This window comes from Campylobacter concisus, assembly GCF_003048605.1.
Taxonomy (GTDB): Bacteria; Campylobacterota; Campylobacteria; order Campylobacterales; family Campylobacteraceae; genus Campylobacter_A; species Campylobacter_A concisus_BM.
Genome location: NZ_PIRX01000004.1, coordinates 1 through 16,072, shown reverse-complemented (window position 1 = coordinate 16,072; position 16,072 = coordinate 1). Strand labels below are relative to the sequence as shown.

General features: G+C 38.2%; 18 protein-coding genes and 2 pseudogenes. All 20 read left to right on the top strand.

All coding sequences use genetic code 11. The features are described from left to right. The first annotated feature begins 47 nt into the window (after positions 1-47). Positions 48-470 (top strand): FoF1 ATP synthase subunit B', encoded by a 423-nt coding sequence (locus CVS86_RS03715; protein ID WP_002939425.1) that lies wholly within the window; start codon positions 48-50, stop codon positions 468-470. Positions 471-479: 9 nt separating this feature from the next. After that, positions 480-992: a F0F1 ATP synthase subunit B gene (locus CVS86_RS03710; RefSeq protein ID WP_012001332.1), complete on the top strand. Its 513-nt coding sequence runs from the start codon at positions 480-482 to the stop codon at positions 990-992. Beyond that, positions 992-1,522, top strand: coding sequence for a F0F1 ATP synthase subunit delta (locus tag CVS86_RS03705; protein WP_002939419.1), 531 nt, complete (start codon positions 992-994; stop codon positions 1,520-1,522). Before CVS86_RS03710 ends, CVS86_RS03705 begins: the two co-directional genes overlap by 1 nt. A 14-nt stretch (positions 1,523-1,536) precedes the next feature. Further along, complete coding sequence (atpA, locus tag CVS86_RS03700; protein ID WP_009294343.1) at positions 1,537-3,054, top strand: F0F1 ATP synthase subunit alpha; 1,518 nt, start codon at positions 1,537-1,539, stop codon at positions 3,052-3,054. Between the two features lie 9 nt (positions 3,055-3,063). Then, positions 3,064-3,951, top strand: coding sequence for an ATP synthase F1 subunit gamma (atpG, locus tag CVS86_RS03695; protein ID WP_103567600.1), 888 nt, complete (start codon positions 3,064-3,066; stop codon positions 3,949-3,951). Positions 3,952-3,962: 11 nt separating this feature from the next. Then, positions 3,963-5,360, top strand: coding sequence for a F0F1 ATP synthase subunit beta (gene atpD / locus CVS86_RS03690; protein WP_002939420.1), 1,398 nt, complete (start codon positions 3,963-3,965; stop codon positions 5,358-5,360). Between the two features lie 18 nt (positions 5,361-5,378). Further along, complete coding sequence (gene atpC, locus CVS86_RS03685; protein WP_002939398.1) at positions 5,379-5,768, top strand: ATP synthase F1 subunit epsilon; 390 nt, start codon at positions 5,379-5,381, stop codon at positions 5,766-5,768. After that, entirely contained in the window at positions 5,769-6,353 is a 585-nt protein-coding gene (locus CVS86_RS03680; protein WP_009294341.1) for a MotA/TolQ/ExbB proton channel family protein, read from the top strand. Next, positions 6,354-6,752, top strand: coding sequence for a biopolymer transporter ExbD (locus tag CVS86_RS03675; protein ID WP_002939405.1), 399 nt, complete (start codon positions 6,354-6,356; stop codon positions 6,750-6,752). 1 nt (position 6,753) lies between these two features. Continuing rightward, the gene (locus tag CVS86_RS03670; RefSeq protein WP_107791007.1) at positions 6,754-7,701 is read left to right on the top strand and encodes a TonB C-terminal domain-containing protein; all 948 of its coding nucleotides are present in this window, start codon (positions 6,754-6,756) and stop codon (positions 7,699-7,701) included. Between the two features lie 24 nt (positions 7,702-7,725). Beyond that, complete coding sequence (gene tolB / locus CVS86_RS03665; protein WP_107791006.1) at positions 7,726-8,982, top strand: Tol-Pal system protein TolB; 1,257 nt, start codon at positions 7,726-7,728, stop codon at positions 8,980-8,982. A gap of 64 nt (positions 8,983-9,046) precedes the next feature. After that, complete coding sequence (locus CVS86_RS03660) at positions 9,047-9,553, top strand: OmpA family protein (RefSeq protein WP_002939415.1); 507 nt, start codon at positions 9,047-9,049, stop codon at positions 9,551-9,553. 13 nt (positions 9,554-9,566) lie between these two features. Then, entirely contained in the window at positions 9,567-10,409 is an 843-nt protein-coding gene (locus CVS86_RS03655) for a tetratricopeptide repeat protein (protein WP_002939416.1), read from the top strand. Between the two features lie 55 nt (positions 10,410-10,464). After that, positions 10,465-11,049, top strand: a complete 585-nt coding sequence (locus tag CVS86_RS03650) for an FKBP-type peptidyl-prolyl cis-trans isomerase (protein WP_234399228.1) — start codon at positions 10,465-10,467, stop codon at positions 11,047-11,049. 9 nt (positions 11,050-11,058) lie between these two features. Continuing rightward, on the top strand, positions 11,059-11,988 hold the full coding sequence (gene fabD, locus CVS86_RS03645; protein ID WP_107791004.1) for an ACP S-malonyltransferase: 930 nt from the start codon (positions 11,059-11,061) through the stop codon (positions 11,986-11,988). Then, on the top strand, positions 11,985-12,668 hold the full coding sequence (locus CVS86_RS03640; protein WP_103567596.1) for a 5'-methylthioadenosine/adenosylhomocysteine nucleosidase: 684 nt from the start codon (positions 11,985-11,987) through the stop codon (positions 12,666-12,668). The genes fabD and CVS86_RS03640 overlap by 4 nt, the downstream gene beginning before the upstream one ends. Continuing rightward, entirely contained in the window at positions 12,665-13,423 is a 759-nt protein-coding gene (locus CVS86_RS03635) for a tRNA 2-thiocytidine biosynthesis TtcA family protein (protein WP_103567595.1), read from the top strand. Before CVS86_RS03640 ends, CVS86_RS03635 begins: the two co-directional genes overlap by 4 nt. A 137-nt stretch (positions 13,424-13,560) precedes the next feature. Then, positions 13,561-14,664, top strand: coding sequence for a Cj0814 family flagellar-dependent secreted protein (locus tag CVS86_RS03630; protein ID WP_107791003.1), 1,104 nt, complete (start codon positions 13,561-13,563; stop codon positions 14,662-14,664). Positions 14,665-14,781: 117 nt separating this feature from the next. Continuing rightward, a pseudogene (locus CVS86_RS10150) lies at positions 14,782-15,962 on the top strand (Cj0814 family flagellar-dependent secreted protein). A gap of 11 nt (positions 15,963-15,973) precedes the next feature. Continuing rightward, positions 15,974-16,072: pseudogene (locus tag CVS86_RS10145) on the top strand (cell surface protein); the annotation flags it as partial.

Below are 16,072 nucleotides of genomic sequence, written 5' to 3'. Positions count from 1 at the left end.
TTGATTTGAATATTAAATAAAACTTAATAACAAAATAAGGAGAGTGGATGTTAGAAATAGATGTGCCATTGATGCTTTTAACGGCTATCGTTTTCTTTGTCTTGATCGCCATTTTAAATCCTTTGCTATACAAGCCAATGCTTAAATTTATAGATGACAGAAATGCCTCTATAAAAAATGACGAAGAGAGCACTAGCAAAAATGCAAGCGACTTAAGCGTTCATGAAAAAGAGATCGAAGAGATCATACAAAATGCAAGATCTGAGGCTAACAAAATAAGACAAGAGGCCTTAAATTTGGCAAAAGAAGAGTCTTTAAAAGAGATAAATGCGGTAAAAAGTAGTTTAGAGGCTGATTATAATGAGTTTTTAAACGCTTTAAGCTCTCAAAAAGATAGCCTAAAGGCAGATCTATCAGCTAAACTACCTGAGCTTAGAGCAGCTTTAAACGCTAAGCTCTCTAAAATTTAAAGGAAATTTATGAAGATAAAAATTTTATTTTTTCTAGCACTTCCATTTCTAGCATACGCTAGCGAGCATGGTGGAACAAACTACGACATAGTTGAGAGAACGCTAAACTTCTTACTTTTCTTTGCTATTTTGGTCTATTTTGCTGCTAAGCCACTAAAAGCTCTTTATCAAAGCAGGATCGATAGGATCGCAAACAAGCTTGAGAGTATCCAAGAGAAGCTTCGTGAGTCAAAAGCTAAAAAAGATGACGTTTTAAAGCGTGTAGAAGAGGCTAAGCAAAATGCAAATGCTCTAATCGAAACTGCGAAAAAAGAGGCTGTAAATTTAGCTGCTAAAGTTAAAAAAGAGGCTCAAAACGATATCGCAAATATCGAAAAAGGCTACAAAGAGCAAAAAGAATTTGAAGAGCGCAAGATGACAAAAGGCGTTGTAAATGAAATTTTGAGCGACATTTTCTCAAGTGATAGCCTAAAAGTCGATCAAAAAGAACTTGTAAATATCATACTTAAAAAGGTTAGCTAATGAATGAAGTAGTAGCTAAAAAATACGTAAAGGCAATCTTAAGCGACGTAAAGTCTAATGAACTTAATGCATTTGTTGAAAATTTATCAGAGCTAGCTGCTGCTTTTGCTAGCGATAAATTTAAAAGCATTATAAGTTTGCCAACATTAAAGGCTTCACAAAAGGTTGAATTTGTACTATCTTTGGTTAAAAATCAAGATGCTAAATTTGCAAATTTTATAAAGCTTCTTGGTGCAAACAAAAGGCTAGAGCTTATACCTGCGATACTAGATGAGATGAAGATAGAGCAATCTTTGCTTGAAAATACATATCGCGGCGAGGTTGTTGGAAATTTTGATCTAAGCGCTGAGCAACTAAAAGCTTTGGAAGAGAATTTCTCTAAGAAATTTAACTCTAAGATCAAGCTTGATGGCTCAAAGAGCGATTACAACGGTGTAAAAGTTGAGTTAGACGATTTAGGTGTTGAGGTAAATTTCTCTATCGACAGACTAAAAAGTCAAATGAGTGAATATATATTAAAAGCAATTTAAAAAGGAGTGAAAGCGTGAGTGCAAAAATTAAAGCTGACGAAATTAGCACGATAATCAAAGAGCGTATTGAAAATTTTGATTTAAGTGTTGATGTAGAAGAGACCGGTAAAGTCATCTCAGTCGCTGATGGCGTTGCTAACGTTTATGGTTTGAAAAACGTTATGGCTGGTGAGATGGTTGAGTTTGAAAGCGGCGAAAAGGGTATGGCTCTTAACCTTGAAGAGAGCAGTGTTGGTATAGTTATCCTTGGAAAAACTAGCGGTATCACAGAAGGAAGCTCTGTAAAAAGACTAAAAAAACTTTTACGCGTTCCAGTTGGCGACGCATTGATCGGCCGTGTTGTAAATTCACTCGGTGAGCCAATCGACGCAAAAGGACCAATCGAAGCTACTGAATCTCGTTTCGTCGAAGAAAAAGCAAAAGGTATCATGGCAAGAAAAAGCGTTCATGAGCCACTTCAAACAGGTATCAAAGCTATCGACGCACTTGTGCCAATCGGTAGAGGTCAAAGAGAGTTAATCATCGGCGACCGCCAAACTGGTAAAACAACAGTTGCTATCGATACTATCATCAACCAAAAAGGTCAAGATGTCATTTGTATTTATGTAGCTATCGGTCAAAAACAATCAACCGTTGCTCAAGTCGTTAAAAAACTTGAAGAATATGGCGCTATGGACTACACAATAGTTGTAAATGCTGGTGCTAGTGACGCAGCTGCGCTTCAATACCTTGCACCATACGCTGGCGTAACAATGGGTGAATACTTTAGAGATAACTCTCGCCACGCGCTAATCATCTATGATGACTTGTCAAAACACGCGGTTGCTTACCGTGAGATGTCTTTGATCTTAAGAAGACCACCAGGTCGTGAAGCTTATCCAGGCGATGTTTTCTATCTTCACTCAAGACTTCTAGAAAGAGCAAGTAAGCTAAATGATGCGCTAGGTGCTGGATCTTTGACAGCTCTACCTATCATCGAAACTCAAGCAGGCGACGTTTCAGCTTATATTCCAACAAATGTTATTTCTATTACAGATGGTCAAATTTTCCTTGAGAGTGACCTATTTAACTCAGGTATCCGCCCAGCGATCAACGTTGGTCTTTCTGTATCTCGTGTCGGTGGTGCAGCTCAGATCAAAGCTATCAAACAAGTATCTGGTACGCTAAGACTAGACCTTGCTCAGTACCGCGAACTACAAGCTTTTGCTCAGTTTGCAAGCGACCTTGACGAGAGCTCAAGAAAGCAACTAGAGCGCGGACAAAAGATGGTTGAAGTACTAAAACAACCTCCATATTCTCCGCTTCCAGTTGAGAATCAAGTAGTTATCATATTCGCTGGTGCTAAGGGTTACTTGGATGATGTTGCAACTGCAAATGTAACAAAATTTGAAGCTGAGCTATATCCTTATATCGAGGCAAAATACCCTGAAATTTTTGAACAGATCAGAACTAAAAAGGTTCTTGATAAAGAAGTAGAAGAAATTTTACATAAAGCGTTGAAAGATTTTAAAGCGACTTTTGCCGCTAACTAGGGCTAAGATATGTCAAATTTAAAAGATATAAAACGAAAGATCAAGAGCGTCCAGAATACTCAAAAGACGACGCGTGCGATGAAACTTGTCTCTACAGCAAAGCTTCGCAAAGCTGAAGAGGCTGCACGCTACTCTAGAGTTTATGCACTTAAGATCAATGAGGTTTTATCAGAGATAGCTTATAAGATCAATCAATACGCTTCAGTTATGACTGAGAGTAAATTCTTTAATACAACAAAGAGTGTAGAAAAGGTTGATATTATATTTGTGACGGCTGATAAAGGACTTTGCGGTGGCTTTAATGTCCAGACTATAAAGACAGTTAGGCGCATGATCGATGAGCTAAAAGCCAAAAAGATCAAAGTTAGACTAAGAGCTGTTGGTAAAAAAGGTATAGAATTTTTCAATTTCCAAGGCGTTGAACTACTTGAGACTTATGTCGGAGCTAGCTCTTCTCCTACTTATGAAAAAGCTCAAAAGATCATAAAAGATGCCATTGATGACTTTACAAACGGCATAACAGATAAAGTAGTGCTAATACACAATGGCTATAAAAATATGATTTCTCAAGAGATTAGAGTAAATGATATTGTGCCTATTGAGCCGTCTAAGATAGTTGCGGTAGAGACAAATTCTTTGATGGAATTTGAACCAGAAGACAACTATACTAAGATTATGGATGAATTGCTCAATAAATATTTTGAGTATAGTATGTATTATGCTTTGGTTGATTCTTTGGCGGCTGAGCACAGCGCTAGAATGCAAGCTATGGATAATGCAACAAACAATGCTAAAGAGCGCGTCAAACAGTTAAATCTTGCTTATAATAAAGCAAGACAAGAGTCTATTACCACTGAGCTTATCGAGATTATCAGTGGTGTTGAATCAATGAAATAAAAGGAGTATGAATGAAGGGTGTTATTAGTCAAGTTATGGGCCCTGTGGTCGATGTTGACTTTAATGACTACTTGCCGAAGATCAATGAAGCTATCGAAGTTTTCTTTGAGGTTGAGGGCAAGAAACATAAACTAATATTAGAAGTTGCTGCTCACCTAGGTGATAATAGAGTTAGAACGATCGCTATGGATATGAGTGAGGGTCTGACTCGTGGCTTAGAGGCTAAAGCGCTTGGTGCACCTATAAGCGTGCCTGTTGGCGAAAAAGTTTTGGGTAGAATTTTTAACGTAGTTGGCGATTTGATTGACGAGGGTGAGGGTATAAATTTCGATAAGCACTGGTCTATCCACCGCGATCCTCCTCCATTTGAAGAGCAAAGCACTAAGAGTGAAATTTTTGAAACTGGTATCAAGGTAGTTGATCTTCTTGCTCCTTATGCGAAGGGTGGTAAAGTAGGTCTATTTGGTGGTGCTGGTGTTGGTAAAACGGTTATTATTATGGAGCTTATCCACAACGTTGCATTTAAACACAGCGGTTACTCTGTATTTGCAGGCGTTGGTGAGAGAACTCGTGAAGGAAACGACCTTTATCACGAAATGAAAGAAAGTAACGTTTTGGATAAAGTTGCCTTGTGCTACGGCCAAATGAACGAGCCACCAGGAGCAAGAAACCGTATTGCGCTAACTGGTCTTACAATGGCTGAGTACTTCCGTGATGAGATGGGACTTGACGTTTTGATGTTTATCGATAACATCTTCCGTTTCTCTCAATCAGGTGCAGAGATGTCAGCTCTACTTGGACGTATCCCATCAGCTGTTGGTTATCAGCCAACTCTTGCAAGTGAAATGGGTAAATTCCAAGAGAGAATTACATCAACTAAAAAAGGCTCAATTACGTCTGTTCAAGCTGTTTATGTTCCAGCTGACGACCTTACAGACCCGGCTCCTGCAACTGTTTTTGCTCACCTTGATGCCACGACAGTTCTTAACAGATCGATCGCAGAAAAAGGTATCTATCCAGCTGTTGATCCGCTTGATTCAACTTCAAGGATGCTCGATCCTCAAATTTTAGGTGCGGATCACTATAAAGTAGCTCGAGGCGTTCAAGCTGTGCTTCAAAAATATAAAGACCTTCAAGATATCATCGCTATCCTTGGTATGGACGAGCTTAGCGAAGAAGATAAGCTAACAGTTGATAGAGCAAGAAAGATAGAGAGATTTTTATCTCAACCATTCTTCGTTGCTGAAGTATTTACAGGTAGCCCTGGTAAATACGTAAGTCTTGATGAAAATATCGCTGGCTTTAAGGGAATTTTAGAAGGTAAATATGATCATCTACCTGAAGCAGCATTTTATATGGTCGGAAATATAGATGAGGCTTTAGCTAAAGCTGAGAAACTTAAGGCTTAAATTTAAAAAGGAAGCGTAATGGATAAATTACATTTAGAAATCGTAACTCCTCAAGGTCAGATATTTAATGATGACGTGAGTAGTGTAGTGCTTCCAGGTAGCGAGGGTGAGTTTGGTGTTTTACCAAACCACGCCTCATTAATATCTCTTTTAAAAGCAGGTATTATAGATATAGAAGATAAGCATAAAAAGCACGATGTAGTTGCTATCAACTGGGGCTATGCAAAGATTGACGAGGGCAAAGTAGTTATACTAGCTGACGGCGCGGTCTATGTCTCTGGAAATAGCGAAAGCGAGCTTGCAAATTCATTAGAAGCTGCTAGAAATTTGATAGAGAGTATGAGTAGTGATACAAATGCTTTTGCAGCAACTATATCAAAAATGGAAAATGTAGTGAGAGCAAGATAAGTGGGCGGAATAGATATATTTTTAAATTACATTCAAAGAAGTAGTTTTATTACAATTATAGTTTTAACTTGGTTGTCAATATATTTTATAGTTAGTTTTACAATTCTTTTTTCAAGAATGGCTGGCATAGGAGCTTGGCAAAAACGCGAGCAAAATGCGCTTGAAGCACTACTTATGGGTGCTAAGAATATACCAAATGACTCGTCTTTAAAGAAATGCGCAAGCGGTAGAATTTCAAAAGAAAAGCTAAATGTCTGCATAAGCATTGCAGAAAAGAATGCTACAAGTGGGCTTACATGGCTTAGCGTAATAGCTTCTACTTCTCCTTTTATCGGTCTTTTTGGAACAGTTGTATCTATCTTGGAGACATTTTCACAGTTAGGAAATGGTGCAGGCTCATCTCTTGGAGTTATAGCCCCAGCTATCTCTGAAGCACTTGTTGCGACAGGTTGTGGAATTTTTGTTGCCATCCCAGCATATACATTTAACTTGCTTATAAAAAGAAAAGCTTATGAACTAATGAGCGTTATCGAGCGTCAAGCTGACGTTATGATAGCACTTAAAAAAGATGATGAGACGTTATAGATGGCTCTTAAATTTGATGACGAAACACCAGAGCTAAACATAACGCCTCTTGTTGATATCATGCTTGTTTTGTTGGCTATTTTAATGGTTACAATGCCAACTATAACATATCAAGAAGATATAACATTGCCAGACGGCTCAAAGGCAAAGACATCTACATCCAAACAAAAAGATCTTATAGTCTCTATAAATGCACAAGGACAAGTTAGGATAGATCAAAGTACAATGAGCCTTGCTGAACTCCCAGATAATATTGCGCTGATGAGTGCAAAATATGACAAAACCTCGCCTATATACATAAAGGCTGATAAAAATTTAAAATACGATGATGTTATGTTTGTATTAAAGACTTTAAAAGGTGCTGGTTTTAATAAAGTAGCTTTAGAGACAAACGGTTAAGATGCCTAATAAAGTTAAATTTCCAACGCTTAGTTCATTTTTTGTAGCGTTTTGTATTTACATTATCATTGTGCTTGCTTTGTTTATAAAGCTTACTTTTTTTAGCGAACCTCCTAAAAAATATACTGATGACAAAGATGCTATTATGGATGTAGTTATGGTTGATAGAGAAGTTGATCAAACCATAAAAGCGCCAAAACAAGCAAAAGAGGTCGTAAAAGAGACAAAGCCAGAACCAAAAAAAGAGTCAGAAGAAGATAAACAAGAGACCACAAATAAACCTGTTGTGCCAGATGAGCCATTGCCAACCCCAAGCTTGCCAACTCCTCCAAAAGAAGAGCCAAAGCCTGAGCCTAAAAAACCAGAACCAAAGCCTGAAATCCCAAAACCTAGCGAAGAGCCTAAAGAGGATGTCAAGCCAGAGCCTAAACCTGAGCCTAAACCTACACCAAAGCCAGTTGAAAAGCCAAAACCAAAAGAGCCAAATATAAAAGATCTCTTTAGCGATATAGACTCTACTAAGCTTAAAAAAGATGATGGTATAAAAAAGGCTGAAAATAAAGTGCAAAGCCGCAAAAAAAGCGAGGCTTCTAGCTCAAAAGCTGCAAAAGAGGCTAGCGACATCATCAAGAGCTTAAAAATAGATCAAAACCCAACAGCTCCAAAATCGCAAATGACAGGTATTTATGATAAATTATTTGGTGAGATAACAAAACAAATTCAAAGAAGATGGCAAAGCTATAAAGCTGACTCTGCAAATATAGCTAAGGTAAAAGTCATGATAGATCAGAGTGGAAATTTCAACTATGAAATTTTAGAGCTATCATACAATGAAGAGTTTAATGCAAAGGTTAGAGAGTGCCTGGAAAAGCTTACTGCAGAGAAATTTCCATTTAATCCAGACAAAAGTACTACTTTTAATTTAAATTTAGAAGATAAAATAAACTAAAATTTATAAATTTACGGAGTAGAGATGAAGAAAATTTTTCTTTTTTTGTGCGTTGCTCTAGGGCTTTATGCTGCTGATGCGACGATATCTGTTGTAAATCAAGGTGTTGCTTTGCCAAAGATAGCTTTGCAAGATGCAACTACAGCTGTTAGTGATGCAGGCTTTAAAGATAAATTCTTTAAGATCATGCTAGGCGACTTGAAAGTTAGTTCTGACTTTGAGGTTATCGAAGATCATGTGCCTTCAACCTACGAAGGAACAGCAGCTACAAATACAATGAGCGACAAAGGTGTTGAGCTTATCTTTAGATATGCTCTTGAGGGTTCTATGGGCTCACCTCTTACTTTAAGAGTAAAACTCATCGATGCAAAGACTGCAACTACAAGGTATGAGAGAGTATATAACATGCCTGATGGTGCGAAGTATCCGTTTTTAGCACACAAAAGTATAGTTGAGCTAACAAATGAGCTAAATTTACCACCAGTTGGCTGGATGGAGAAATTTATCATCCTAGCAAAATACACTTCAGCGCGCCAAAGCTCTATTATAGTGGCTGATTACACGCTTACATATCAAAAGACAATCGTAAGCGGTGGTCTAAACATCTTCCCTAAATGGGCAGGCGCTGATCAAAGTAAATTTTACTATACATCTTATGTGAATAACAAACCAACTTTGTTTAGATACGACCTAAATTCTGGCACAAAAACAAAGATAATTGACAGCGTTGGTATGCTTATAGCTTCAGACGTTAGCAAAGATGGAAGCAAAATTTTATTAACTATGGCGCCAAAAGATCAGCCAGATATTTTTATCTACAATACAGGTAGTAAGAATTTAACTCAGATAACAAACTATCCAGGCATTGACGTAAATGGAAATTTTGTAGATAATGACAGCAGAATAGTTTTTGTCTCAGATAGACTTGGATATCCAAACATCTTCGCAACACCTGCAACTTCAGGCGGAAGTGTTGAGCAAATGGTATTTCATGGTAAAAACAACAACTCAGTAAGCACTTTTGAAAACTATGTAGTTTATTCAAGTAGAGAGGCTAGTGGTGGCTTTAATATCTATCTGATCTCAACTCAAACAGATTTTATCCGTCAGCTTACAGCAAATGGTAAAAATAACTATCCAAGATTTTCAAGTGATGGTCAAAGTGTCGTATTTATCAAAGAACTTGGCGGTCAAAGCTCGCTTGGCGTTGTTAGATTAAATGAGAACAGAAGTTTCCAATTTCCACTAAAAGTAGGTAAAATTCAATCTATTGATTGGTAATATTCTGATAATATTTAAAAAAAATATGTTATAATTCGACCAAATTTTTCAAAAAGGATAAGGAATGAAAAAAGTAGTTCTAGCAAGTGTTGCAGTTGCAACTTTATTGTTGAGCGGTTGTAGCTCTAAAAACCCTGAAGTTGATATGAATGCAAATTCAAATCAATCTGCAGATAACTCAGGTAGCATGAGCGATGCTGATAGATTAGCAGCTCTTATCGCTAACATCGAGAGCCAAGTTAAAAGTGTATACTTTGACTTTGATAAATTTAACATCAAAGCTGATCAACAAGGTGTTGTTAGCTCAAATGCATCAGTATTTAACCAAGCTGACGCTCAAGCTCTTTCTATAAAAGTAGAAGGTAACTGCGACGAGTGGGGTACAGATGAGTATAACTATGCTCTTGGTCTAAAACGTGCTAAAAGTGCTAAAGATGCTCTTGTAAGAAATGGCGTTAGCGCTGATAGAATCGCTGTAGTAAGCTTTGGCGAAAGCAACCCAGTTTGTACAGACAAAACAAAAGCTTGCGACGCTCAAAACAGACGTGCAGATTTCAAAGTACTTCCTTAATCTGTAAGTAATAATGAATAAAAAAATAATCATTGCGGCTCTTCTTGGAGCCGCTTTTTCTATAGGTTCAGCTCAAGAAGTTTCAGCATTTGACGCAGGTAATATGGATAGCGCAAATCCATATGGACTAACAGATGATGAAAAGGCAACTCTAAGCAACAAAAGAAGTGTTCAAAATATCGAAGAAAACATGGATAATGTTTCAGAACAACTTCAAGGTTTGCAAAGCTTAATTGAGAGCATGAGTGCTAGGATGAACAAGCTTGAGCAAAGAATGAACGATATCGAAACCAAAGTCAATGGTGGTATAAGCGATTCTGGTGTAAGTTTAACATCGCTAAAAGCTTACGTTGATGAGACTAGAGATATACAAGATAAAAACTATAAAAACATTACTGCTGCCTTAAATAAGTTAGGCGCGATAATGGATAAAAACGCTGCTCAACCAAAGCAAAATGCAAATCCAAAACAACAAAATAAGCCAACTTCAAATTTCAGTGGCAAAAGCGACAAGGACATTTTAGCTGATGGCATTAAGCTTTTAAATTCTGGTAATAGTACAGAAGCAGCTGAATATTTTGAATACTTAAATAAAAAAGGCTATAAAACTGGTGCTTCAAATTATTATCTAGGCGAAGTTGCTTATAGTCAAAAATCATACAGCACAGCCATACAATACTATAAAAAAAGTATACAAAGTGAAGATAAGGCTGACTACACTCCAAAACTTTTGTATCACACAGCTATAAGCTTCGATAAGATCGGTGATACTCAAAGTGCAAATAGATTTTATAAGGCTTTAAAAGTAGGCTATCCAGATAGCAAAGAAGCCAAAGCCGCTCCTAACAGAAACTAAAATTTACTCTTTTTTAGATATAATCTCACATTAATCAAAACTAAATTCCAAGGAGATTATTGTGAGTAAAGATCAAGTTATAACTATGTTTTATGAGCTAAAAGACGCTAATACTGGCAAAATTTTAGAGTCAAATATGCAAGAAGGTGGTCAAATTTCTTTTATTACAGGACATGGCCACATTATAGAAAAGCTTGAAGAAGAAGTTAGCAAACTAAAATCAGGCGACAAAGCTACTATAAACATTAAAGCAGCTGAGGGTTGTGGCGAATACAATAAAGACGCCATCCAATCACTTCCAAAAGAGCAATTTGCCGGTATAGACCTACATGAAGGCATGGAGCTTTTTGGTCAAAATGAAGATGGCTCAAGTGTTCGTGTCATCGTTAAAGAGATCAAAGACGACGAAGTGACAGTTGATTTTAACCACCCATACGCTGGCAAAGACTTGCTATTTAATGTTGAAATTTTAGAAGTTAGAGACGCGACTGAAGATGAAAAAGCAACTGGCATGGTAGCAGGTGCTCACACTTGCGGTTGTGGTGGACATGATCATGATCACGAGCATGAGTGCTGCGGTGGTCACGGACATGGCGAAGGTGGTTGCGGTTGTGGCGGTCACGGACATCATCACCACTAAGAAGCCAAAATGAAAAAATTTGCTTTTATTTTTGCGGGTCAAGGCTCGCAAAGTGTTGGCATGGGGAAAGACTTTTATGAAAATTTCTCTTCGGCAAAACTTCTATTAAATGATGCTTGCAACGACATAGGCATCGATTTTGAAGAGCTTTTATTTACGCAAAATGATAAGCTAGATAAGACCGAATTTACTCAGCCAGCTATCGTTTTAAACTCGCTTATGAGCTACCTGGCATTTTCAAATTTCATAAAAGCCAAGCCAGAATTTAGCTTAGGCCATTCACTCGGAGAATTTACAGCTCTTGCCGTTAGTGGTGCATTTAGCTTTGTTGAAGCGATTAGACTTGTAAATTTACGTGGTAAATTTATGCAAGAAGCCTGCATTGGCAAAGATGCTGGCATGATGGTGGTGCTTGGACTTAGCGATGAAGTCGTTGAAGAAATTTGCAAAGAAGCGCAGGATGAGGGCTTGCAAATTTACGCTGCAAACTACAACTGCGATGGTCAGATCGTTGTAGCTGGTGTGAGGTCTGACCTTGCTAAATACGAGGCAAAATTTAAAGAAGCAGGCGCAAAAAGAGCGATGCTTTTAAATATGTCAGTTGCGAGCCATTGTCCGATACTTGAGCCAGCTAGCGTTAAACTAGCAAACGAGCTTGAGGGCGTTTTGGCTGCAAATTTTGCCCCAGTCGTTTCAAATGTAAATGCAAAAATTTACACTGATAAAAAAGAGGCATTAGTTCTTTTAAAAGAGCAGCTAACGCATCCAGTTCGTTATAAACAAAGCATTAAAAACTATGAAAATGAGGTTGATTGCTTTATCGAGCTTGGTGCGGCGACACTAAAAGGCATAAACAAAAAGATCACAGAAAAACCGACATATAGCGTCACTGACATGGCGAGCCTTGAAGAGGTTGTGAAGATTTTGGAGGAGAGATGATAGCAATACTTGGAGCGATGCAAGAGGAGATCACACCTATCCTTGAGATGGTGGGAGAGTATAAAACCACAGAGTACGCAAACAATAAATTTTACGAGGCAAACTACAAAGGCAAGGACCTAGTCGTCGCCTACTCGAAGATCGGCAAGGTAAATGCGGCGATCACTGCGACCTTGATGATAGAGAAATTTAAGGCTTCAAAGCTGCTTTTTACAGGCGTTGCTGGCTCGCTTGATGAGAACTTAAAGATAGGCGATATGCTATATGCCACTAGCCTTGTGCAGCACGACCTTGACATCACGGCGTTTGGTCATCCATACGGCTTTGTGCCAGGGACAAGTATCTTTGTCAAGAGTGATGAAGGTCTAAATGAGCTAGCTAAAAATGTCGCTAGCAAAAAGGGCATGAGCCTAAATTCAGGCATCATCGCAACTGGCGATCAGTTCATCTGCGACAACGAGAAAAAAGAGTGGATCAAAAAGATATTTAACGCGAGTGCTACCGAGATGGAGGGTGCGAGCGTTGCGCTAGTTTGCGAGACACTTGGCGTGCCATTTTTCATCCTTAGAGCCATCAGCGACGGAGCTGGCAACGAGGCTGAGTTTGACTTTGATAAATTCTTGCAAGACTCAGCAAACGTGAGCGCTAAATTTATCCTAGAAATGGTGGAGAGCTTATGATAGAGCTTAGCAAAAGGCTACTAAGGCAGGTTGGTCAGACAAACGCTAGATACAAGATGATAGAGGGCGGAGATAAGATCTTACTCGGTCTTAGTGGCGGCAAAGATAGCCTCGCGCTCGCTCACGTGCTAAAACATGTGCAAAACGTCACGCCTGAGAAATTTGAGTTTAAGGCGGTGACGCTAAGCTACGGCATGGGCGAAGACTACGCTTATTTGACCGAGCACTGTAACGAGCACGGCATAGAGCACGAGGTGATAGATAGCTCGATATTTGAGATATCAAAGGAGAAGATCCGCAAAAATTCTAGCTTTTGTAGCTTTTTCTCGCGCATGAGAAGAGGCTATCTTTACACCTATGCGCTAAAGCATGGCTTTAACAAGCTTGCGATCGCTCACCACTTGGACGACGCAGCCGAGAGCTTTTTTATGAATTTTACTTATAATGGCGCGCTAAGGACGCTTGCTCCAAAATACAGAGCTAAAAATGGCATCGTCGTGATCAGGCCATTTATCTTTGTGCGCGAAAGACAGCTTCGCGAAAATGCGATCAAAAATGAGCTAAGAGTAGTTGGCGATGAGGCGTGTCCTGCGATGAGATTTGACGTGAAGATGCCACACGCTAGATATGAGACCAAGCAGCTTTTGGCAAATTTAGAAAAAGAAAATCCAAAGCTCTTTACATCGCTTAAAGCAGCATTTGAAAATATCCACACAGATACATTTTTTGGTATCAACGAAGGCAGTGAAGAGTAAATTTAACTCTTCGTTTCTGCCCTTAAAGCTAAATTTACAACCAAATTTATTACAACACATCCAAAAAGTAAAAACTTATTTTGAAGTAGGAACACTCCTTGCTTACTAAATATAAATTTGATAAGCAAGGATCGTAAATGAGCATTTTTAGTGTTAGCACGCAAAAGTATAGCTCAGTAGCTACTGAGGCAAAAGCAAGGAAACTTCAAAAAGAGCAGTCTGAAAGTGTCAAATTTCAAAACGCTCTTGCAAATAATGAAAAAACAAAAGACATTGCACAAAATTTACAAAGACTTGAGCTTACAAAAGATACACAGCAAAGCATTTATAGCGTGAAATTTAAAGACAAAAACGAGCTTGGCTATCAAAGCGATAAGGCTGGCTTTATGGACGCTAGCTTTAATAAAGCAGCCGGCTTGCCACAGGACTTTAAGCTTCACAAAAGCACTATAAAAGAATTTCTAAACTTCGTAACAAAGCAAAATAATATAAATAGCGTCCTTTATAGCAACGCCAGCGGCAAGCTTTTTGACAATGATGTCTTTGAAAATATCGACATAGCAGACACGATAGGTCAGTATTACGCTATTTTTTCTCAGGTAATGAGTAAGAGTTTAAACAAAGATAGTTTTACAGATAGCGACCTAGCAAATTTGCCAAAAGGCTACATCTCGCAAGGGATGAAAGGTATCGATTTTAACGCAGATTTGAGCGATAGATCAAATATTGATTTTTTAAATAGTCGCAAAAACGAGGTCGTTACAAACATCTTTAGTAGCGAAGATGAAATGAAGCTTGCATCAAATTTAAGCGAAGATCTATCAAAACTAGGCATAAAAACAAACCTTAAAAAGCTAAATTTTGCAAATTTAGAGCAGGAAAATAGTGGTGGCTTTAGCCCAGATGTCTCTTACTATAAAACGGAGTCTGGTTACAAAAAAGAGGCTTTGTTTATTAGTTTTCTAAAGTCAGAAAATCCTGCGATCCTAGAGGGTGGGGAGACTGCGCTAAAGTCTGAAGTCTTGCTAAATAACGCTTTCATCGCTGCCCAGACAAAGGATCATAGAAGCAAAAGCTTGAGTGATGTGGCTAGCCTTAAAAAGCTAGCAGAAGATAGAGAAAATTTTAAAAATTTAGTGCTTGAGCTACTAAAAAATAGCACCCTAAAGCCAAGTGAGGATAATATAAATTTAGCTTTTAATGAGCTAAATCAAATTTATGCTTTAGGCAGACAAAAGTAGTTTAGGCATCTCTTAAGATCGTCGTTTGATCTAGCCAAAGTAGCTAAATTTACTAGGTAAATCTTTTCATAAAAAAGACGATATCTTTGGCGTGAGTTAAAGCTAAAAGGATCTAAGATGATAAACGCACTTGGTAGCTACCCCTTGAATTTAGAGCAGAACATAAAGGTATCAACCAAAGTTTCTACCAACCAAACGAGCTCTTTAGTTTTAGGCTACAAGGTAGATAAGGATGGCTACTTTACAGATGAGTTTAACAAGCAAGCTGGCATACCAAGCGAATATAAAATTCACTCAAGCACACTGGAGTCTTTAGTCAGGATAGAGACGCAGCCTGACTATATGCAAAGGGTTTTTGACAGCATCGATATACTAAAAACTGTAAATAATGCCTACAAAGTTCTCTCCCAAGTAGTTGGCGAAGATATACTAAATTCAAAAGAAAGCTTTAGCTTAGATGAGATAAGAAATTTCCCTCAAGGCTTTTCTTATAACCGCCAAAGTATGCAAGTAACCAAGATCCATAACTCCATTCATGAATTTGGCTCGGCTGCGGCTGATTTCAACGGCAAAGAGTCAAATAAGCAGATGATAAGCACGCTTTTTTCAACCCAAGCTTTAAAGGAGGAGACGGCAGACAGCCACTAAAGCCAACAACAGATATCTTTAACAACAACAATGGCGGCAAGGAGAGTGTGGGAAGTGGTGTATTTATGGATCCGCATGGAGAGAAATACACTAATAAAGATGGCTCAATAACCAAAGGCGGACTTATAGCAGCCGTCATAAATAGCAACCTTGATGTAAGAGAGGGCGAGACAACAGTACAAGGTAAAAGAGAAGGCTATGATAAGAGCATAGATAGTAAAGAATTTAATAGAGCTTTTGAGCTGTTCGAGCTTATGGGTGAGATGAAATTTGGACCTGGCTTTATAAATGCTACTGATAATGACATAGCTGGCATGCCTAAATATATGCAAGATCACATTAGATCTAAAAGAGACTTTATCTATATCGACTTACAAAGTGGCTTTGTCAGCACTCCTGAAGATAGACGTAGGGGATATGAAGAAGACGAACTATCATTTAAAAAGATGATGGAGCGCAATCTAAAAATGCTAAAGCTACTCTTTAGTGAGATAGACAAAGACGGCAAAAAGAGCAAGGACTTTATGGATAGCTTTTTGAAATTTAGTATGCCACCTTTAAATTTAGTAAAAGAGCTAAATGAAAACCCAGCTGGAAAATACCTAGTAGATATGCTTGGTATAAAAAGAGATGTTGATATAAAGGCGTAGAGGGAGTTGAAATGATAACTAGCATAAACGGACTTAGCAATACACCAATACAAGATAACACTATCCAAAAAGAAAATGCAAAAATGTCAAAGGAGCAAGAAAAGGCTCTA